This is a genomic window from Kitasatospora sp. NPDC048365 (genome assembly GCF_043200835.1).
Lineage (GTDB): Bacteria > Actinomycetota > Actinomycetes > Streptomycetales > Streptomycetaceae > Kitasatospora > Kitasatospora terrestris.
Map to the genome: position 1 here is coordinate 92,715 of NZ_JBICYJ010000027.1, position 20,074 is coordinate 112,788.

A 20,074-nucleotide genomic window follows, 5' to 3' on the forward strand; every position below is an offset into this window, starting at 1 on the left:
CCTCCTTGAGCCGGTTCACTTGATCTCGATCAGGGCGTCGCGGTGCGAGCCGACCGACACGTGGCGCACCGGCGCACCGAGCAGGTCCTGGATCGCCTCGACGTACTCCCGCGCACCGGCGGGCAGTTCCTCGTACGTGCGGATGCCGGTGAGGTCCTCGTCCCAGCCGGGCAGGGTCTCGTAGACCGGGGTGGCGGCGGCCAGGTCGGCCGGGACGGGGCTGAACTCGCGCACCGTGCGGCCGTTCTGCTCGTAGGCCACGCACAGCTGCAGTTCGCCGGTGCCGCTCAGCTGGTCGAGGTTGGTGATCGCGACCTCGTCGGCGCCCTGCACGCGCACGCCGTAGCGGGTCGCCACCGCGTCGAACGCGCCGAGCCGGCGCGGGCGGTTGGTGGTCGCCCCGTACTCGCCCCACTGCCGGCGCAGCCGGTCGGCGCGCTCCTCGTCGAACTCCGTCACGAACGGCCCCGCCCCGACGCAGGAGGAGAACGCCTTGGTGACGCCGACCGTCCGGTCCACCCGCGCCCACGGGACGCCGATGCCCACCGGCGCGTGGCCGGCCAGGCAGGTGGACGAGGTGGTGAAGGGGTAGATGCCGTAGTACAGGTCCTTCAGGGCGCCGAGCTGCCCCTCCGCGATGACGGTGGCCCCTTCGTCGAGGGCCTTGCCGAGCAGCGCGGTCGCGTCGACGACGTGCGGCTCCAGCCGCTCGGCGACGTCCGAGGCCCAGCGCAGGACCTCGTCGGGGGCGAGCGCGGCGCCGCCGTAGATCCGCTCGGTCCGCTGGTTCGCCCAGTCCAGGACGGCGGCGAGCCGGCCGGGCAGGTTCGCCCGGTCGAACAGCTCCCGGACGAGCAGGGTCTTCTTCATCACCCGGTCCCCGTAGGCGGGCGAGATGCCGCGCCGGGTCGAGCCGTACCGGCCGTCGGAGAGGCGTTCCTCCTCGGCGCCGTCCAGGTCGCGGTGGAAGGGGAAGCAGACCGAGGCCGCGCCCGCGACCAGGAGCCGGTCGGCCCGCACCCCGTGCTCGCGCAGCGCCTCGAACTCAGCGAGGAAGCCCTCGACGTCGACGGTCATCCCGGGGCCGAGCACGCCGGTCACGGTGGGGCGCAGCACGCTGCTGGGCAGGCTGTGCAGCTTGAACCTGCCCCGGTCGGTGTGGATCGTGTGGCCGGCGTTGCTGCCGCCGTGGTAGCGGACGGTGAAGTCGGCCTCCGCGGACAGGTTGTCGACCATTCTTCCCTTGCCCTCGTCGCCCCAGTTGAGGCCCACGATCGCCTTCAGCACGGCGGCACTCCTCGTTCTCGCGGTCGGTCGGTCTCAGGCCGGTCGGTCGGTCTCAGGCCAGCAGGGCGCGGCGGCGCTCGGCGGCCCGGCCCCAGACGTCGGGGTTGAGCACCGCCGGCGGCTGCTTGCCGGCCAGCGCGCCGGCCAGCTGGGTCGCCGCGGACAGCGCGAGGGCCCGCTTGGTCTCGACGGTGAAGTCCGCGATGTGGGCGCTGAGCACCAGGTTCCCGATGCCCAGCAGCGGGCTGTCGGCGGGCAGCGGCTCGTCCTCGTAGACGTCCAGCGCGGCGCCGCCGAGGTGGCCGCTGCGCAGTGCGCGGGCCAGTGCCTCGCCGTCGACGACCCGGCCGCGCGAGGTGTTCATGAAGTACGCGCCGGCCTTCATCTGCGCGAAGGTCTTGTCGTTGAACATCTGCTCGGTCTCGTCGTTGAGCTCCGGGTGGCAGGTCACCACGTCGGCCCGGGAGAGCAGTTCCTCCAGGGTGTCCACCTTCTCGGCGCCGACCTCGGCCATCTTCTCGGCCGGGACGTAGGGGTCGTAGGCGAGCACCCGCATCAGGAAGCCGCCGTGCGCCCGGCGGGCCATCCAGCCGCCGACGTTGCCGAGGCCGACGATGCCGAGCACCTTGCCGGTCAGCTCCACCCGGTGGGTGGTGAGGCGGTCCTCCCAGGCCTTCTCGATCCCGTCCCGGCTGATCGCGGTGAGGCCGCGGGTGACCATCAGGAGCAGGCCGAGGGCGTGCTCGGAGACCGGCTTGCCGCCCAGGCCCGGGTTGTTGGCGACGACGACGCCGGCCTCGGTCGCCGCGTCGAGGTCGATGTTGTCGACGCCGCGGCCGCTGGAGAGCACCGCGACGAGGTTCGGGGCGGCGGCGATCAGCTCGGCGTCGATGCGGGCGGGGTAGCGGGCGACGATGCCGTGCGCCTCGGCGACGGCGGCGAGGATCGCGGGCCGGTCCTGGTCGTCCACTCGGCGCACGTCGGCGTGCTGCTCCAGCAGTTCCTCGGCCTCGGCGGCGTACATCGAGCCGATCAGGAGCACGGTGGGTCGCATGGCGGGTTCCTCCAGGTGCGGGGGGTGGTCGTGGTGGTGGCGGGTCACGCGGCCATCGCCGCGGCGAGCAGGTCTTCCAGCGGCTTGAGTTCGCCGCCGCGGCTGGCCGCCAGGAAGCGCCGGGTCAGCTCGGTGCGTTCGGTGGGCGCGACGGTGAAGCGGGAGTGGTCGGCGGTGAGGCGGCCGCAGGCCCGGCCGTACAGCTTGCGGCTGTAGGCCTCGCTGATGCCGAGCGCGGCGGCGATCTCCCGGTGGCTGTAGTCGAAGGCGCGGCGCAGCAGCAGGACGGCGCGCTCGGCCGGTGAGAGGCGTTCCAGCAGCCAGGTCATCCGGCCGCGCAACTCGTCCTCGTCGCCGACCAGTTCGTGCGGTTCGCCGCCGACGGGCAGGACCTCCTCGGGCACCAGGGCGCCGACGTAGGAGACCCGCCGGGTGTGCGCGGACTTCAGGTGGTCGACGCACAGCCGGCTGACCACGGTGGCCAGGAACGCGGCGTGGTTCTCCACGCCGGTCGCGGCGGACCAGCGCAGCCAGGCCTCGGAGACGATGTCCTCGGCCTCCTCGGCGGAGCCGACCCGCCGGGAGGCGAGTGCCAGCAGCCGCGGACGCTGGCGCTCGAACTGCTCGTCGGGGGCGGGGACGTGTTCGTGTTCCCGCTCGTGCTGCTGCGGGTGTTCCAGGACGGGGCCGGACAACGGTGCTGCCTCCCAGGGCTGTTCCGGTGCGGGGCCGGGACGGCGGCCCCGCACCGGAAGCAGGTTCGCGTGCGCGGTCAGGCCCGGCCCTCGGCCAGGACCTGGTCGAGGCTGGTGCTGAAGGCCGCCGCGTACTCGGCGACCTCCTCCTCGCCCATCGGCGTGGAGATGCAGCCCAGGCCGCTGTCGCCGACGTGGATGCCGTTCTCCAGCAGCTTCCAGTAGAGGGCCTTCATCGCGGCGGCCGAACTGTCGTAGCCGGCGGGGGCGCTGGTCGCGACCACCCGGAACAGTGAGCCGAGGCCGTTGACCTCCCAGTCCAGCCCGGCGTCGGTGAGCGCGCCGCGCATGGCCACCCGGGCCTGCTCGCCCAGCAGGCCGATCCGCTCGTGCACCTCGGGGGTCAGCAGGCGCAGCGAGGCGAGGCCGGAGCTCATGCTGACCGGGTTGGCGTTGTAGGAACCGGAGTGCGGCAGCGCCGGCTTGCCCTTGCTCGGGTCGAACACGCTCATGAAGCGGCGGCGGCCGGCCACCGCGCCGATCGGCATGCCGGCGGCGATGACCTTGCCGAGGACGGTGATGTCCGCCTCGGCGCCGAGCAGTTCCATCGCGCCGTGGTAGCCGACCCGGTAGGAGCCGACCTCGTCGGAGATCAGCACCGCACCGGTCGTGTCGCAGAACTCGCGCAGTGCGTCGAGCCACTCCTTGCTCGCGGGCAGCAGGCCGATCCGCCACGGCACCGGGTCGATCAGCACGCAGGCGAGCTCGTCGGCGTGCCGGCGCAGCACCTCCAGCGAGCCCTCCGGGTCGTTGAACGGGATGACCACGGTGTTGGAGACCACGCCCTCGGGGTTGCCGGTGACGGCGTGGCTGATCAGGTTGCCGGAGCCGTCGTTGTTGACCGCGACGGCGTCGTACGCGCCGTGGTAGGCACCGGCGATCTTGGCGATCTTCGGGCGGCCGGTGTGGGCGCGGGCGGCCTGGACGGCCATCATCACGGCCTCGGTGCCGGAGCTGGTGAAGCGGACGTGCTCGAAGGTGGCGTTGCGGGCCGAGAGCGCCTCGGCGTACTCGACCTCGACCGGGGTGGGCATGCCGAAGCTGGTGCCGTGGCCGACCGCCGCCGCGATGGCCTCGACCATCTCGGGGTGGGCGTGGCCGTGGATCAGCGTGGTGCTGTTGTTCAGGAAGTCGATCCGCTCGACGCCGTCGACGTCGGTGACCCGGGCGCCGCTGCCGGACCGGACGTAGACGGGGTAGGGCGAGCTGTAGACGGCGGTGCGGCTGTTGCCGCCCGGCATGACCTCGACCGCGCGGGCGTACAGGGCGGCGGACTTCTCGGTGTTCACGGGTAGCCCCTCGGGACGGGCCTCTCGGCCGCGGGAAACGGGTGGAAGAACGGTGCTCGGGTGGTCAGCCGGCGCTGCGGATCAGCGCGTCCGGCACGAAGTACGGCCCGGTGAGGTCGACGGCGGTGCCGGGTGCGACCCAGCTCGCCGGGGTGCCGCCGGCGGGTGCGCCGAGCTTCCCGCGGAGGCGGGCGGCCAGCTCCGGCAGCAGCGGTCCGGCCGCCTCCGCCAGGGCCCGGACGGCCATCAGCTCCAGCGCCATGCAGGTCCGTGCGGTGGCCGAGACCGGCTGCACCGCGAGGACGTCCTCGCAGACCTCGGTGAAGCGGCGGGCCTCGGCCACGAAGTCGCGGACCTCCCGGGCCGCCGCCCGGGCGGAGAACCGTTCCGGCCGGAGGGCCTTGGCGAGCCGGGAGGCGAAGGCCTTGATCCGGCCGTAGAACTGCTCGGCCTCGCGGTTCCAGCTGCCCGCCTCCGGGGCGCGGCCGTCGAAGGACTTGCGCAGCCGGTCGTCCACCGAGGCCAGCCAGCCCTCCCACTGCCCGCAGAGCTCCTCGCGGACGAAGCGCTCGTACTGGGCGAGGGAGAAGTCCCGGCGCCGGATGTCCGGACTGGTGGCGGCCAGGTACAGCCGCAGCTGGTCGCGGGTCTCGGGCCGGAAGGCGTCCCGGCCCCAGATCGCGTGCTTGCGGCCGGTGGAGAACTTCTGCCCGTCGAGCAGGTAGAACTCGTTGCACACCATGGTGTCGGCGAGCTCCAGCCGGTCGGTGAAGGCCCCGAGGACGGCCGGGAAGACCACGGCGCGCAGGAAGGCGTTGTCGAAGCCGAAGAAGAGCACGGTGCGTGGCCGGACGGCCTGCGCGTACTCCTCCCAGCCCGCCATCCCCTGCTGCCCGGCCAGGTCGTCGACCGCCGTGAGGTACCGGGCGGCCAGCTCGAAGGCCGAGTACATCCGCTGGCCGGCGGTCGCCCCGGACGGGTCGGCCGGCAGCAGGATGCCGTCCGCGGCGACGGTGCTCACCGGCAGGTCGGGCAGCGGGGCCGCGAGCACCCGGTCGACGTACGAGCGCAGCCGCGCGCTCATCGCGACCGACCGCAGGTAGTCGGTCAGTCGCTTCCGCAGCGGTTCCAACGGCATGTAGTAGCGCGTGAGTTCACGCTGCTCGGCCGGGGTGCCGCAGCTGCGGCAGCTGGGCTCCAGCAGCTCGTGGTCGGCGAACGGGAGCGCGCAGGCCTCGCACTCGATGCCGGCGGTGTCGTACGAGCCGCAGTGCGGGCAGGCCCCCGCGACGAACGCCTCGAACAGCCAGCTGTCGCACGGCACGCAGTAGTTGGACCGGACGGTCTTCGCCGTGACGGTCCCGTCGGCGCGCAGCCGCTCGAACACCTCCAGCGCGAGCTCCGGGTAGCGCGGGGAGGACGGCCGGACGAAGACGTCCCAGGCGACGCCGGCCGCGGCCAGCGCCTCCTGGATCGCGTCGGTGTTCCGCTCGGCCAGCTCGTAGAAGGTCAGCCCCTGGTCCTGCGCGGCGGCCGCGACCTGGCTCTGGTGGCCGACGGTGCCCAGCAGCAGCCCGACCGGGGTGCCCCGGGCGGCCAGGCCGCGCCGCAGCAGGTCCGCGTTGAGGAACGGGCCGGCCAGGTGGCCCAGGTGCAGCTCGCCGTTGGGGGTCGGGAAGGAGGGCAGCAGCAGGACCGGGCGGCCCTCCTCCCCGGCCTGCTCCGAGCGCCGGTCGTGCTCGGCCTCCAGCGCCGCCAGGTCCTCCCACCAGAAGGTGAGGAAGGACAGCGGCCGGTCCGCGGCCGGGTTGTGCAGGGTGTGCACCCCGAGCGGCGGCAGGCGGACCGCGTCACCGGCCGCCAGCTGCGCCGTCCGGCCGTCCGAGGTGACCTCGCCCCGGCCGTCCAGGACCACCCAGACCTCGACGTCGTGGTGGTTGTGCGGGGCCGTGGTCTCGCCCGGGCGCAGGGTCACCCGGCGGACGTTGACCGGCAGTTCGGGATCCTGCGCCCAGGCCGGCTGCACGCTCCGGACGAAGTCCGGCAGGTCCAGGTCGTCGACGGTGCGCGGAACGGTCACGATGTCCATGCTGTGGTGGGGGGCGGATCCGCCCCCCAGCTCCTCTCCCGAGGTCGTCGTCGGAACGTCGGTGTGCGCGAAGGGAACCGTCAGTACGAGGTGTTCAGGGCGAGTCCGGCGGGCCCGTCCGGAGCCTCCTGCGGGCCGGGTCCGGCCCAGTCCAGGGCGGTGCTGACCGAGCCGGTGTCGTAACGCCCCTGGCCGAGCAGGCTGTTGGTGATCACGGCGCTGCGCCAGGCGAGCAGGCTGAGGTTGGGGTCCGCCACGCCGTACTCGCGGCGCGCGGCGTTCTGCACGTAGATCCGGTGCTCCGCCGGGCCGTCCCACCGGAGGCTGAAGTCCGGCCGGACGACCGGCAGTCCGTCGCTGATCGCGAGCCGGTCCTTCAGTCCGAGCAGCAGGTCGGGCATGCCGTGCTCGTAGCCGGTGGCGCAGATGACCATGTCCACCGCCTCGCGCACCACCTCCCCGCCGCGGGTCGGCCGCCAGCCGATGACCAGCCCGTCGGCCGTCTCCTCCAGGTCCTCCAGGGCGTGGTCCAGCAGGATGCGGCAGCTGCGCTCCCGCCCCTCCAGCAGGTCCAGGTCGTACAGCCGCCGGTAGAGGTCCTCCAGCAGCGGGATGGAGATGCCGTCGCTGGTGAGGCGCAGCCGCTCCACGGTCTCCGCGCGCTCCTCCTCCGGGAGGGCGTAGAAGTGGTGGCTGTAGTCGGGCAGGTAGAGCTCGTCGACGAACGGGCTGTCGTCGAGCGGGAGCAGGTTGCTGCGCCGGGTGCCCCAGAGGATCCGCTCGGGGCGCCGGCCCTCGCCGCCCAGCAGGTAGTTGACGACCTCGGCGCCGCTCTGCCCGCCGCCGACCACGGCCACCCGCTTGCCCGCGAAGTCCCTCGGCCGCCGCAGCAGTTGGTCGGTGTGGAAGACCTTCTCCGGGTCGTGGCCGCGGGCACTGCGGGGCAGCCGCGGGGCCAGGCCGGTGCCGACCACGATGTTGCGGGCCTGCAGCACGCCCTCGCCGGTGTGCACGACGAACGCGCTGCCGTCCCATTCGACGTTCTCCGCCCGCAGCCCGAAGCGCAGGTTGTCCAGGCCGGCCGCCACCCACTGGCAGTACTGCTCGAACTCCCGGCGCGGCACCTTGGAACGGCCGGTCACCAGCAGGCGGTAGAGCCGCTTGGTGGCCACCTGGAAGGCGAGGAAGGAGAACGGGTTGGTCGGGTCGACCGGGGTGACCAGGTCCTTGAGGAAATGGACCTGCATCTCGGCGTCCGGCAGCATCAGGCCCGGGTGCCACTCGAATCGGTCCTTGCTGTCGAGGAACACGGTCGACAGGCCCCGCTCCCCCGACGTCAGTGCCGCGAGACTCAGATTCGAGGGACCTATACCGACACCCAGCAGATCGAAAGTCTCCGGCAGTTCACTCATGCTTTCTCTCCCGTTGCCACTAGGGCGATTGTCAGCTGATCTCGTGGGCCGGTACCCAGGTCACTCCGCGAGCGGTCAGTGATTCCATCAGCTGTTCGAAATGTGCTGCGGACAGGGCGCGGTGCGGCTTTCGCCAGCCGGGCCCGGTGACGTCCCGGTCGGCGAGCAACCGGGCCGCCTCGGCCAGTGCGAAGCCCGTGGTGCGGGCCATCGCGGACAGGCCGGTCGCCTCGTCGGCGGAGTCGAGCACGGTGCTGCGCAGGCTCACCGGACGGCCGCCCAGGCGGCCGTGCGCGGTCACCTCCAGCACCACCAGGTCGCGGTCGCCGGCCCGGGCCCTGACCTGCGGGGCCAGCACCCGTTCGACGACGCGCTTGGGCGGGACCAGGACGCCGTCCACCTCGACCGCGTCCTCGGCCAGCAGGCCGAGCCTGGCCAGGTCGGACACCGTCCGGGCGAAACCCGGCCAGCGCAGGGTCTTCTGGGTGCAGTCCGCGCCGCGCAGGAGCGGGTGCTCGCCCAGCCAGGGGGCCATCCCGTCGTGGTAGGCCTCCAGCAGGCCGACGCCCTCCACCTCGCGGGTCTCCACGCCGGAGAAGCGGGCGTGCCGCACCCGCCGTCCGCCGCTCAGCGCCAGGGCCTCGCGCTGGGCGATCGGCAGGTGGTGCTCGTTCTCCCCGCCGAAGAACGCGGTGTAGCCGAGCGGGTCGCGCGGCTGCTCGGGCACGCCGCCGCAGCAGATCTCCAGCGACTCGACGGTGTCCAGGCGCTCGGCGAGGTGCACGGCGAGCAGTTCGGTCAGGCCCGGTTCGAGGCCGAGCGGCAGCAGGACGGTGACGCCGGCGGCCACGAACCAGGCGTCCAGGTCGGGCAGTTCCTCGGTCGGCGGCCGGGTGATACTGGCCACCGGCACCGCCGGGTCGGTGCGCACCACGGTCCGGATCACCGCCCGGGTCGCCGCCCAGGGCAGCGCCGTGGCGAGGGCGTCCGCCCCGGCGACGGCGGCCGCCGGGTCCTCCACCACCCGGACCGGGCAGCCGCCGGAGCCGGCCAGCCAGTCGGCCAGCCCGGCGGCCCGCCCGCGGTCCCGGTCGCACACCGTCAGCCCGGTGGTGCCGGGGGCGGTGGCCAGTGCGTAGGCGGCGGCCCGGCCCATCTGCCCACAGCCCACCAGGGCCGCCTTCACGAGCGGCCTCCCCGCTGTCGGGTGGTCACCCGCTACTCGCCGTCGGTCGCGGTCACCCGGGCGACCGCCTCGGCGGACACCCGTCCGAGCAGGGCGTCCAGCCCGGCCCGCTCGACGTGCCGGGCGATCACCGCGGCCACCCGCTGCTGCCCGAAGTTCTGCGGCGGCAGCGCCACCTCTGTGCCGGCCGGAACCTCGACGAAGACGTGGTCGAAGCCCGCCTGCTCGCAGATCCCGGCCAGCCCGCCGACCTCCTCGAACCGCCCGGCGTGCTCGGCGAGCACGAACGCGAGGCCCGCGTTGAGCTCCCGGTCGTGCTCCAGCCGCAGCGGGTCGCCGGTGGCGACCCGGACGACGTTCTCGAAGTAGTCGACACCGGTGGCCAGCGGCACCAGGTGCGAGCCGATGTAGTCACCGGCCGGCCGGGCGGCGATCTCGATGAACCTCAGCCCCTGCCCGCCCCACTTGGCCTCCAGGTGGAAGGCGCAGTGGTCGAAGCCCAGGCCCGCCACGATGTCCTTGGTGGTGGCGGCGATCTCGGCCCGGGCGTCGGCGGGCAGCGCGCTGGGCACCTTGTGCGTCAGCTCCAGGTGGTACGGGACGCTGGTGGCCTTGTCGGTGACGGTGACGACGTGCACCTCGCCGCCCGCGACGAAGCCCTCGACGCTGAGCTCGTCGCCCTCCAGGTACTCCTCGACGATGAACTCCGCGCCGAACTGCCGGAACACCGGGTCGAAGTCCGGCCGGGCGATCTCCGCCAGCCGCTCCATGGCCGGCTCCAGGTCCTCCGGCGCGCGCAGCTCGAAGATGCCCTTGGAGCCGGAGGCGCCGGTCGGCTTCACCACCGCGGGCAGCCCGACCTCCTCCAGCGCCTTGCGCAGCTCGTCCAGGCCGGTGACCCGGGCGAAGCGCGGCAGCACGTCGCCGAGGTGGCGCAGCGCCCCCTTCATCGCGTACTTGTTGCGGGCCCGCAGCGCGGCGCTCGCGGACATGCCGCGCAGGCCGAGGTCGGCCGCGATCGCCGCGACGAGCTGCACGTCGACCTCGGTGAAGTTGGCGACGCCGGCCAAATCGTACCGCCCGGCGAGCTCCCTGGCGGCCGCCAGCGAGGCCTCCCGGTCGTAGGTGTCGACCTGGTGGAATTCGTCCACGAGGGGCTTCGCGAACTCCGGGATGGATCGTCCGAGGAACACCACACCATAACCGAGACGGCGGGCCGCGAGGAGGGACTCCAGGCCCTCCCGCTGAATCCTCCGCAGGTTCACGAAAAGCACATGGCGCTTCGCCACAGGACTCCTCCAGTGTTGCCTTGCCGGATGAATGGCCGTGCAGATCCATTACCGCCCGAGCGGCCGTCAATCATGTGTACGAGGAACTCCCGCGGCATGAACGCGCACGGAGAAAGGACGGAGACAACAAACCGCGCCTGACAGCGGTGACTCTCCAACGACAGGGGCACCGTCAGTACCGCTGCCCCCTGGCTCATCACCAGCATGATTTGCCCTCAAGGACATGTCAACCGGTCACTTCAGGTCACCTCCGGGCGCACTTCGTCATGTCGGAGCTCCCGGGGAACCTGCTGTTCAACCGTCAACACTCGGCCGCCCGCGCGCCCGTGGCGGCGTGGCCGAAATCCTCCGTGTCCGGAGGAAGCCGTCCGGACAACCGCCACGAGCGACCGGCCCGTGGCAGGATGACCACGTGGGAGGGGTCCGGCCCCGACGTCCGCCGCCCCGGGCCCGCCGGCACCCCCGTCCCGCTCCCACCCGTCGACCCGCCCGCACCGCGGGCGGGTTCGACCCTGCGCGCCCGCACCTCCCGCGACCCGCCCGGCCCCACGACCGCCGAGGAGAACGCATGGCCGACCGCGCCCGGACCGCCCCGTACGGCACCTGGCCCTCCCCCGTCACCCCCGCCGAGGCGGCGCGCGGCGGGGCCCTCGTCGAATGGGTCGGTTTCCTGGGGGCCGATCCCTGCTGGACCGAGGCGCTGCCCGAGGACGGCGGGCGCAACGCCCTGATGCGGCAGGGCCCGGACGGCGAACCCGCCCAACTGCTGCCGCCCGGCTGGGACGTCCGCAGCGGCGTCATCGAGTACGGCGGCCGGCCGTGGGCCGCGCTCTCCGACCGGGCCGAGGACGGCCTGGTCTTCAGCCACCGGGGCGACCAGCGGGCCTACCGGTGGAGCCCGGGGCGCGACCCCGTGCCGCTGAGCCCGACCGCACCGGCCGGCGTCCAGCTGCGCTACTGCGACTTCGCCGTCCGCGGCGGCGAGGTCTGGTGCCTGCGCGAGCGGGTCCTGGACGAGGCCGGCACCCGGGTCGAGCGCCACCTGGTGGCCCTGCCGCTGGACGGCGGCGCGGCCGAGGATCCCGCCGCGGTCCGCGAACTCGCCTGCAGCCACCACTTCCTGACGGGTCCTCGGATCTCGCCCGACGGTACCCGGGTCTGCTGGATCGGCTGGGACCACCCGAACATGCCCTGGGACGGCACCGAGCTGATGGCCGCCGCGATCGGTCCGGACGGCATCCCCGGCAAACCGGTCCGGCTGATGGGCGGCGACCGCGAGTCCGTGGTCCAGGCCGACTGGGCGGCCGACGGCTCCGGCCGGCTCTACGCCGTCGGCGACCCGGACGGCTGGTGGAACGTCCACGAGATCGGCCCCGACGGCGCCGTCCGCAACCTGCGCCCCGCCGAGGAGGAGTTCGGCGAGGCCCTGTGGCGGATCGGCCTGCGCTGGTGCCTGCCGCTGCGCGACGGATCCCTCGCCACCGTGCACGGCACGGGCCGGCGCCGGCTCGGCCTGCTCACCCCGGACGGCCGGCTCACCGACCTCGACCTCCCGTACACCGAGTGGTCCTCGGTCGCCACCGACGGCCGCCGGATCGCCGCCGTGGCGGCCGGGCCGGAGCACCGCCGCGGCGTCCTGCTGATCGATCCCGCCGACGGCTCGACCACGGTGGTCCGGGCCCCGCACCGGGCCCACGAGGAGTACGCGTCCGCCCCGGTCGTGCGCGCCTTCCACGGGCCGGACGCCACCGTGCACGCCTACCTGCACCCGCCGCACCACCCGGAGGTCACCGGCCCTCCCGGCGAGCTGCCCCCGTACCTGGTCTTCGTCCACGGCGGCCCCAACAGCCGCAGCCAGCCGGTGCGCAACCAGGAGATCACGTACTTCACCAGCCGGGGCATCGGTGTGGTGGACGTCCAGTACGGCGGCTCCAGCGGCTTCGGCCGGGCCTACCGGGAACGGCTGCGGGGCGGCTGGGGCGTGGTGGACGTCGAGGACTGCGCGACGGTCGCCCGCGCCCTGGTCGCCGAGGGGCTGGCCGACCCCGGCCGGATCGCGATCCGCGGCGGCAGCGCGGGCGGCTGGACGGCCGTCCTGTCCGCGATCGCCGAGCCCGGGCTGTACCGGGCGGCGTGCCTCTACTTCCCGGTGCTCGACCCGGTCGGCTGGCGGGCCGGCGGCACCCACGACTTCGAGGCCCGGTACGCGGACGCCCTGATCGGCCCCTGGCCGCAGCAGCGCGCCCGCTACGAGGAGCGCTCCCCGCTGAACCGGGCGGAGGCACTGTCCGTGCCGATCGTGCTGCTCCAGGGCGAACTGGACCCGATCTGCCCGCCCGCCCAGGCCGAGCGCCTGGTGGAGCGGCTGCGCGGGACGGGCGTCCCGCACGGCTACCTGCTCTTCGCCGGCGAGCGGCACGGCTTCCGCCGCAGCGACACCGTGGTGCGCTGCCTGGAGGCCGAACTCGCCCTCTACGGGCGGACCCTGGGGTTCGATCCGGCCTGACGGCGAACGGCGTGCGGGGCGCGGGTCAGACCGCGTCCAGCAGCCGGCCCGCGCGGTCCAGGGTCTCCCGGAAGTTCTCCTCGGTGGTGCGCTCCCGGGCCTCGGCCAGGGTCAGCCACTCCAGCGGCGACTGGGGGTTCTCCGGCCGCGCGTCCTGGGGCGACTCGGTGGCCAGCAGGAACCGGAGGTCGGCGTGCTCGTGCGCGGGCTCGCGCGGCGAGTCGGGCACCGGCACCACGGTGACGTGCACCAGCGACGCGTCGGGCCAGGGCACCAGGTCGGTGAGGTGGGTCTCCTCCCGACCCTCGCGCAGCGCGATGTCCAGCGGCAGCGTCTCGCCCGGGTCGCCGTGCCCGCCGACCTGGAGCCAGGCCTGCTGCTTGACGTGCCAGCGCAGCAGCACCCGCTTGGTCTTCGGGTGGACGATCAGCGCGGAGGCCGTGAAGTGCAGCGGGGTCGAGCGGTCCCAGGCGTCGGACGCGCCGACCAGGCCGAGCAGGCGCTCGTGGTCCGCGGTCTCCACCGGGCCCTGCGGCCGGTACCGGCCGAGCAGTTCGGCCAGGCCGGGGGTCTGCGTCCCGCTCGTCATATCAGCACTCCTCGTTCCGTCGGGCCAGGTCACCGGCCTTGTTCCGCACGGCCGTTGGGCCCGTCGTCGGTTCCCGGACAGGGCGGTTCCACCTTACCCGGTGATCGACGACGGGCCCGGCCGGTCAGCGGACCAGGACCGCCGGGCGGGCGGCCCGCGGGGTGTTGCGGCTGGCCAGGAAGCGCAGTTCGCCGGCGGTCACGACCGCCGAGATCCCGGGCATGTCCCCGATCGCCAGCGCCTCCAGCGCGGTGCCGGCCGCCGAGCCGCGCGGGGCGTCGAGGACCAGCAGGTCGGCCTCCTGGCCCACCCGCAGCCGGCCGGCGGGCAGCCCCCACACGTCCGCGACGTTGCCGGTGGCCAGCGCCCACACCCGGGCCGGGTCCACCGGGGAGAGCGCCGACAGCTCCACCACCGTCTTCAGCACCGCCAGCGGGATCACCCCGAACCCGGACGGCGTGTCCGAGCCGAGCACGATCCGGTCCAGCGCGTCCTCCTCCACGGCCCGCCGGACGATCCGCAGCCCGGCCCGCAGGTTGCCCGCCTGGACGACCTGCAGGGCCATCCGGCTCTCCGCCAGCAGCCGGTCCACGTCGTGGTCGGGCAGCGCCGTCGGGCCGCCGTTGGCGTGCCCGCAGACGTTCGGCGCGAGGGCCAGCAGGTCGTCCGCGGTCAGCGAGGCGGACCCGGCGGCGCTGGCACCCCCGGCGTGGCACATCACCACCAGGCCGCGCTCCCGGGCCCAGCGGATCTGCTCGACGCCGTCCGCCGCCTTCTCGTAGGCGCCGAACCCGAACTTGGCCAGCCACACCCCGCAGCGCGCCAGGTCGTCGAAGTCGGCCTCGTCGAGCACGGGTTCGAGCAGGACGTTGCCGGCGTGCACCCGCATCCCGCCGGGGCGGAAGTTGTCGAAGGAGGCCCGCGCCGCGACCGCCAGCGCCTTGACGCCGTCCCGGTCGCGCGGCCGCCCGGGGACGTGCACCTCCCCGGCCGAGATCGTCCGGGTGATGCCGCCGTGCACGTACCCCTCCAGGTAGTCCACGGCCTTCTGCCGGGGCGAGTAGTCGCCGAAGGTGACGTGCCCGTGCGAGTCGATCAGCCCGGGGGCCACCGTCGCCCCGGCCGCGTCCAGGACCCGGTCGGCGGCGGCGAGTTCGCCGGCCAGGTCGGCGGCGCGGCCGACCGCGGTGATCCGGCCGCCGGCGCAGACGACGGTGTCCGCGCCGTCGACCACCGGTGCGGCGAGATCGCCGGAGAGCAGGCATCCGGCTCCGGTGACCGCCAGGGTTCCCACGTTCGGCTCCTCCGTCCGCACCGTCACACCGCCGCGAATCGCTCGGGGCGGAACGCCGCCGCCAGCGGCGACGGTCCGTCCAGCAGTTCCTGCGCGACGATCTCCCCGAGCACCGGCGCCAGGGTGAGCCCGCTGTGCGTCACCACCACGTACAGCGACTCGACGCCGGGCACCGGCCCGACCACGCTCATCCCGTCGACCGGCATCGGGCGGACCCCGACGTACGCGTCCTCCACCGCGACGCCGGCCCCGGCCGTCCCGGGCAGCACCTCGGCCAGCCGGGCCAGCACCCGCTCGGCGGCCGCGGGGCCCTGCCGCACGTGCGTCAGCTCCTCGTCCACGTCGTGGCAGTGCAGCACGACCCGGCCGCCGCTGTGCGGACGGATGCTCAGGTGGGGCGCGTGCAGCACCCGGTCCACCCGGACGGGCAGCGGCGTGGTCCGCACCAGCAGTCCCACCACCGTCACCCCGGAGCCGTCCCCCGGCTCCACCATCGGCACGTCGGCGCCCGCCCGGCCGAGCAGGGCCCTGGTCCCGCGCCCGGCGCAGCTCACCACGGTGTCCGCCTCGATCCGCTCCCCGGAGGCGAGTTCGACGCCGCGCACCCGGCCGCCGCCGGGCTGCCCGCCGAGCAGCCCGGTGACGGCGCTCCCGATCCGCAGCCGGACGCCGGCCCGGCGGCCGTGCTCCTGGACCGCCGCCACGAACCGGTCGGCCACCACGTGGGCGTCCGCCGGGTAGTGCACCAGCGGCCCGTGCAGCCGGTCGAGCGCGAGTCCGGGCTGCAGCTCGCGCCGGGCCCGTTCGGCGTCGACCTCCTCGACCGGGTAGCCCTTGGCCCGGTACCCGTCGGCGACGGCGGCCAGCCGCCGGGCGCCCTCGGGGCTGTCCGCCCAGTGCAGGTTGCCGTGCCGGAAGAACCACGGCGCGCCGTCCGCGGTCTCGGCGGCCAGCCGCTCGTGGGCCCGCAGGCTCTCCGCGGAGAGCCGGTAGTAGGGGTCGGAGCCGTTGTCGACGGCGTTCACCCAGCCGAAGCCGTGCGCGGAGAGCCCCTCGGCGGGCTCCCGGGCGTCCACCAGCACCACGTCCGCGCCCCGGCGGGCCAGGCGCAGCGCGACGCAGCTGCCGATCGAACCGGCTCCGACGACGACGATCCGGGTCACCGCTGCTCCTCCTTGCCGATGGCCGTGCCGCAGAGGTACCCGCCGACCAGGGCCGGGCCGAGGGTGCCCCCGGACCCGGGGTAGCCGGGGCCCATCACGGTCGCGGCGACGTTCCCGCAGGCGTACAGCCCGGGGATCGGGCTGTCGTCGTGGCGCAGCACCCGGCCGCGCCCGTCGGTCACCAGGCCGCCCTTGGTGCCGAGCATGCCCGGTTCGACCCGGACGGCGTGGAACGGCGGTTCGACCAGCGGCCCCAGGCAGGGGTTGGGCCCGTGCAGCGGGTCGCCGTAGTAGCGGTCGTGGCTGGTGGTCCCGCGGCCGAAGGCGGTGTCGACGCCCCGGGCGGCGTCCGGGTTGAACGCGGCCAGGGTCTCGGTGAGGCCCTGCTCGTCCACGCCGATCAGCCGGGCCAGTTCGGCGGGCGTGCCGGCGCTGGTGTACCAGCCGGGCGCGGCGGCGCCGGGCTGCTCGCCGGCGATCGGGTACCGCCGGCGGAAGCCCTCGTCGAAGACCAGCCAGGCGGGCAGGTTGGGGCGTTCGTGCCGGGTCGGGTCGAAGGCCAGGAAGGCCTTGGTGACGTCGTTGTAGTTGACGGCCTCGTTGACGAAGCGCCGGCCGTGCCGGTTGACCATGATCGAGCCGGGCAGGCAGCGTTCGCCGACCAGGTGCCGGGAGAGCGGCACGCCGTCGTACTCCTCGCCCCGGCCGGACACCGCCGGCACCCACCAGGCCTGCGACATGCCGTCGAGCGCCGCCCCGGCCTCCGTCGCCATCAGCAGGCCGTCGCCGTGGTTCCAGGGCGGGCTGACCGGGCGGGTGCCGGGGATCCCGAGGTGGGCCCGCTTGAGCCGTTCGTTCCACTCGAAGCCGCCGGTGGCGAGCACCACGCCGGCGCGCGCCCGGTACTCCGCCGGGCCGTCGGCGGTGTCGGCCCGGACGCCGACCACCCGGCCGTCCTCCCGCAGCAGTCCGCGGGCCCGGACGCCGGTCTCGAAGGCGACCCCGCGGTCGTCGCAGGCGGCCACCAGGGCGGCGGCCAGCGCGGCGCCGACGGTGAGCACGCCCTCGGCCCGGCGGCGGGCGACCAGGGCGTGGTCGTAGCGTCCGGGGATCTGCCAGCGGTGCCGCTCGTCGTAGGTGACGGCGTCGAAGTGGCTGCCGCGCCGGATCCGGTCCACCAGGCCGGGCCGGTCGGCGGTCGGGAACGGCACGTTGTCCAGGGTGCGGCCGACGTCCCGGGCGCCGGGCCAGTCGGAGTGGTAGTCGGGCCGGTCGATCGGGAAGAGCCGGACGGGCGTCTCGGCGTGCAGGTAGTCGACCATCTCGCGGGCCGTCCCGACGTACTGCTCCAGCCGTCCGCGGTCGGTCTCGCCCTCGGTGACGAGTTCGAGGTAGCGCAGCGCGTCCTCGGCGGAGTCGGGCATGCCGTGCTCGCGCATGACCGGGCTGTCGGGCACCCAGACCATGCCGCCGGACACGGCGGTGGTGCCGCCCAGCTCCGGGGTGCGTTCGAGGACGAGCACCCGGTGCCCGGCGTCGGCGGCCCGGCAGGCCGCCAGCAGCCCGGCGCCGCCGGAGCCGATCACCAAAGAGTCGGTTTCAACCTGTCGCACGGGAGTCCAATCCCTCGAAGTCGGTCGGGCCCTGGAACGGGAGCGGCTCAGAGCAGCGGGGCGGGGCGGTAGCCGGAGCTCTCCGGGTGGCGGGCGGCGAGCTCCGCGATCCGTCCGACCAGGGTCGCGACCTGGTCGGTGGCGGCGCCGGTGAAGCCGATCCGGTCGGCCAGCAGGGCGTCCAGTGCGGCCCGGTCGAACGGCAGCCGCTCGTCGGCGGCGAGCCGGTCGAGCATCAGGTTGCCCCCGCCGTCCGACCGCATGGCCAGGGCCGCGCCGACGGCGTGCTCCTTGATGATCTCGTGCGCGGTCTCCCGGCCGACGCCCGCGCGCACCGCCGCCATCAGGATCTTGGTGCTGCCCAGGAACGGCAGGTAGCGCTCCAGTTCGGCGCCGACCACGGTCGGGAAGACGCCGAACTCGTCCAGGACGGTGAGCATCGTCTCCAGCAGGCCGTCGAGCGCGAAGAACGCGTCCGGGAGGGCGACCCGGCGGACCACGGAGCAGGAGACGTCGCCCTCGTTCCACTGGTCGCCGGAGAGCTCGGCCGCCATCGAGGCGAAGCCGCGCAGCACGATCATCAGGCCGTTGATCCGCTCGCAGGAGCGGGAGTTCATCTTGTGGGGCATGGCCGAGGAGCCGACCTGCCCCTCGGCGAAGCCCTCGGTGACCAGTTCGTCCCCGGCCATCAGCCGGATCGACTTGGCGAGCGAGGAGGGTCCGGCGGCGAGCTGCACCAGCAGGCTCAGCACCTCGTGGTCGAGCGAGCGCGGGTAGACCTGGCCGACGCTGGTGAGCCGGTGGGCGAACCCGAGGTGGGCGGCGACCCGGTCCTCCAGCTCGGCCAGCCGGGCCCCGTCGCCGCCCAGCAGGTCGAGCATGTCCTGGGCGGTCCCCATCGGGCCCTTGATGCCGCGCATCGGGTAGCGCGTGATCAGCTCGTCCAGGCGCTGCACGGCGGCCAGCACCTCGTCGGCCACCGTCGCGAAGCGCTTGCCGAGGGTGGTGGCCTGGGCGGCGACGTTGTGCGAGCGGCCGACCATGACCAGCCCGGTGTGCTCGGCGGCGAGCCGGCCGAGCCGGGAGAGCAGCGCGACGCAGCGTCCGTGCACCAGGACCAGGCTGTCCCGGACCTGGAGCTGCTCGACGTTCTCGGTGAGGTCCCGGGAGGTCATTCCCTTGTGGATGTGCTCGTGCCCGGCCAGGGCGTTGAACTCCTCGATCCGGGCCTTCACGTCGTGCCGGGTGACCCGCTCGCGGGCCTCGATGGAGGCCTGGTCGATCCGGTCGAGGACCTTCTCGTAGTCGGCCACCACGCCCTCCGGCACGGCGATGCCGAGGTCGCGCTGGGCGGTCAGCACGGCCAGCCAGAGCCGGCGCTCCAGGAGGATCTTGTGCTCCGGCGACCAGAGCGCGACCAGCTCGGGCGAGGCGTAGCGCGCGGCCAGCACGTCGGGGATCTCGGTCTTCATGGCCCTGTTCTCCGATTCGGTGGGGTGGCGTGGGTCAGGAGGCGGCGGTGGTGGTGAGGCCGTGGTTGTTGGCCCGGGTGAACCAGAAGTCCCGGATCGCGCCCCGGCGCTTGAGGTCCCAGGCCCAGCGTTCGGCGGCCTGCGGGCGCCTGGTGAAGGCGAAGCAGGCGGGGCCGGTGACGCTGAGCGCGATCGCGTCGACGGAGGGCGCGGCCCGGCCGGCCGCCAGGACGCCCGCGACCGCCTCGCCCTGGAAGGCGATCTGCGCCTGCTTGAAGTGGCCGGTGAAGGTGATCTCGTTGACGGCCGCGCAGAACGCGTCGAAGTCCTGCTCCAGGACGGCCGGTGCGAGCCCCATGAACACCAGGTGCGAGGTGCGCCAGGACTCCTCGGCGGGGATCGGCGTGACGGAGTGGAACCAGTCCAGCTCCTGCTGCCCGCCCAGGTGCCGCCCGTGCGTCAGCAGCACCAGGACCGGCCAGTCGGGGAAGTCCAGCCGCACCACCGGCCGGGGCGGCGCCTCCTGCTGCGCGAAGCGGCTCGGCCGCAGGTACTTGCGCGGCTCGTCGGCGAAGTCCGGCGGGTTGACGTGCCCGCCGTCGACCAGGAAGCCGCCGTACGCGGCCAGCCCGGTGCTGGCGCCCGAGGTCCGGCCGCGGCCGAGGGTCCGGGCCAGCTCCCGCAGGTCGGGCTCGACCCCGCACAGCCGGCCGTAGGCGGCTCCGACGGCCACCAGCGTGCTGGTCTTGGAGCCGAACCCGCTGTGCTGGGGCAGCGCCTCCAGGACGTCCACCCGGGCGGGCGGCCCGTCCCAGAGCTTGCGCAGGGTCTCCAGCGCGGCGGACACCTCGCGGGCGGTCTCCTCCGCGGTGCCGGTCACGGCGACGATCCCGTCCGTCGCCTCCCGGACCTCGGCGCTCAGGCCCGGCCGGTCGACGGCCATCGCGGCGATGCCGTTGCGGCGCTGCGAGGAGGCGTCGAGGCTGATCAGGGTGAAGCTCAGCCGGGCCGGGGCCGACACGTGCACGGCGCGGCCCCGGCCGGTTGGGTCAAGTGCCATGGTGAGCCCTCCGGTT

15 protein-coding genes are annotated in these 20,074 nt (G+C 74.2%); 1 reads left to right on the top strand and 14 read right to left on the bottom strand.

Annotated features, from left to right (window positions below):
* Positions 1–15: 15 nt before the first annotated feature.
* From ACGFX4_RS25985 to ACGFX4_RS26020, 8 genes are all read right to left on the bottom strand, one after another.
* On the bottom strand, positions 16–1,287 hold the full coding sequence (locus ACGFX4_RS25985; RefSeq protein WP_393078874.1) for an adenylosuccinate synthase: 1,272 nt from the start codon (positions 1,285–1,287) through the stop codon (positions 16–18).
* Between the two features lie 52 nt (positions 1,288–1,339).
* A complete protein-coding gene (locus tag ACGFX4_RS25990; RefSeq protein ID WP_393078877.1) occupies positions 1,340–2,341 on the bottom strand; it encodes a hydroxyacid dehydrogenase in 1,002 nt (333 codons plus the stop codon).
* A gap of 44 nt (positions 2,342–2,385) precedes the next feature.
* The gene (locus ACGFX4_RS25995) at positions 2,386–3,036 is read right to left on the bottom strand and encodes a sigma-70 family RNA polymerase sigma factor (protein ID WP_393078880.1); all 651 of its coding nucleotides are present in this window, start codon (positions 3,034–3,036) and stop codon (positions 2,386–2,388) included.
* A 77-nt stretch (positions 3,037–3,113) separates the two neighbouring features.
* Entirely contained in the window at positions 3,114–4,385 is a 1,272-nt protein-coding gene (locus ACGFX4_RS26000; RefSeq protein ID WP_393078883.1) for an aspartate aminotransferase family protein, read from the bottom strand.
* Positions 4,386–4,449: 64 nt separating this feature from the next.
* A complete protein-coding gene (locus tag ACGFX4_RS26005; RefSeq protein ID WP_393078885.1) occupies positions 4,450–6,465 on the bottom strand; it encodes a class I tRNA ligase family protein in 2,016 nt (671 codons plus the stop codon).
* Between the two features lie 89 nt (positions 6,466–6,554).
* The gene (locus ACGFX4_RS26010) at positions 6,555–7,886 is read right to left on the bottom strand and encodes a lysine N(6)-hydroxylase/L-ornithine N(5)-oxygenase family protein (protein WP_393078888.1); all 1,332 of its coding nucleotides are present in this window, start codon (positions 7,884–7,886) and stop codon (positions 6,555–6,557) included.
* Positions 7,887–7,917: 31 nt separating this feature from the next.
* Positions 7,918–9,072 (bottom strand): saccharopine dehydrogenase family protein, encoded by a 1,155-nt coding sequence (locus ACGFX4_RS26015; protein ID WP_393078890.1) that lies wholly within the window; start codon positions 9,070–9,072, stop codon positions 7,918–7,920.
* 32 nt (positions 9,073–9,104) lie between these two features.
* Positions 9,105–10,361 carry an acetyl-CoA carboxylase biotin carboxylase subunit family protein gene (locus ACGFX4_RS26020; protein ID WP_393078892.1) on the bottom strand — a complete coding sequence of 419 codons (1,257 nt, stop codon included), beginning with the start codon at positions 10,359–10,361 and terminating at the stop codon, positions 9,105–9,107.
* Positions 10,362–10,929: 568 nt separating this feature from the next.
* Here ACGFX4_RS26020 and ACGFX4_RS26025 point away from each other — a divergent pair.
* Positions 10,930–12,867, top strand: coding sequence for an alpha/beta hydrolase family protein (locus tag ACGFX4_RS26025; protein WP_393078895.1), 1,938 nt, complete (start codon positions 10,930–10,932; stop codon positions 12,865–12,867).
* A 25-nt stretch (positions 12,868–12,892) separates the two neighbouring features.
* Here ACGFX4_RS26025 and ACGFX4_RS26030 read toward each other — a convergent pair whose 3' ends face one another.
* The 6 genes from ACGFX4_RS26030 to ACGFX4_RS26055 form a co-directional block, all read right to left on the bottom strand.
* Entirely contained in the window at positions 12,893–13,456 is a 564-nt protein-coding gene (locus ACGFX4_RS26030) for an NUDIX hydrolase (protein WP_393078898.1), read from the bottom strand.
* Positions 13,457–13,580: 124 nt separating this feature from the next.
* A complete protein-coding gene (locus ACGFX4_RS26035) occupies positions 13,581–14,750 on the bottom strand; it encodes an amidohydrolase family protein (RefSeq protein ID WP_393078900.1) in 1,170 nt (389 codons plus the stop codon).
* A 23-nt stretch (positions 14,751–14,773) separates the two neighbouring features.
* On the bottom strand, positions 14,774–15,913 hold the full coding sequence (locus ACGFX4_RS26040; protein ID WP_393078903.1) for an NAD(P)/FAD-dependent oxidoreductase: 1,140 nt from the start codon (positions 15,911–15,913) through the stop codon (positions 14,774–14,776).
* Positions 15,910–17,526, bottom strand: coding sequence for an FAD-dependent oxidoreductase (locus ACGFX4_RS26045; protein ID WP_393078905.1), 1,617 nt, complete (start codon positions 17,524–17,526; stop codon positions 15,910–15,912). Before ACGFX4_RS26045 ends, ACGFX4_RS26040 begins: the two co-directional genes overlap by 4 nt.
* A gap of 47 nt (positions 17,527–17,573) precedes the next feature.
* A complete protein-coding gene (gene purB, locus ACGFX4_RS26050; RefSeq protein WP_393078908.1) occupies positions 17,574–18,998 on the bottom strand; it encodes an adenylosuccinate lyase in 1,425 nt (474 codons plus the stop codon).
* 34 nt (positions 18,999–19,032) lie between these two features.
* On the bottom strand, positions 19,033–20,058 hold the full coding sequence (locus tag ACGFX4_RS26055) for a beta-ribofuranosylaminobenzene 5'-phosphate synthase family protein (protein WP_393078910.1): 1,026 nt from the start codon (positions 20,056–20,058) through the stop codon (positions 19,033–19,035).
* Positions 20,059–20,074: the final 16 nt, after the last annotated feature.

Coding starts and splice junctions, on each gene's coding strand:
- ACGFX4_RS25990 (WP_393078877.1), bottom strand. CDS start 2,341: ATGCGACCCACCGTGCTCCTGATCGGCTCGATGTACGCCGCCGAGGCC.
- ACGFX4_RS26010 (WP_393078888.1), bottom strand. CDS start 7,886: ATGAGTGAACTGCCGGAGACTTTCGATCTGCTGGGTGTCGGTATAGGT.
- ACGFX4_RS26025 (WP_393078895.1), top strand. CDS start 10,930: ATGGCCGACCGCGCCCGGACCGCCCCGTACGGCACCTGGCCCTCCCCC.
- ACGFX4_RS26030 (WP_393078898.1), bottom strand. CDS start 13,456: ATGACGAGCGGGACGCAGACCCCCGGCCTGGCCGAACTGCTCGGCCGG.
- purB (WP_393078908.1), bottom strand. CDS start 18,998: ATGAAGACCGAGATCCCCGACGTGCTGGCCGCGCGCTACGCCTCGCCC.
- ACGFX4_RS26055 (WP_393078910.1), bottom strand. CDS start 20,058: ATGGCACTTGACCCAACCGGCCGGGGCCGCGCCGTGCACGTGTCGGCC.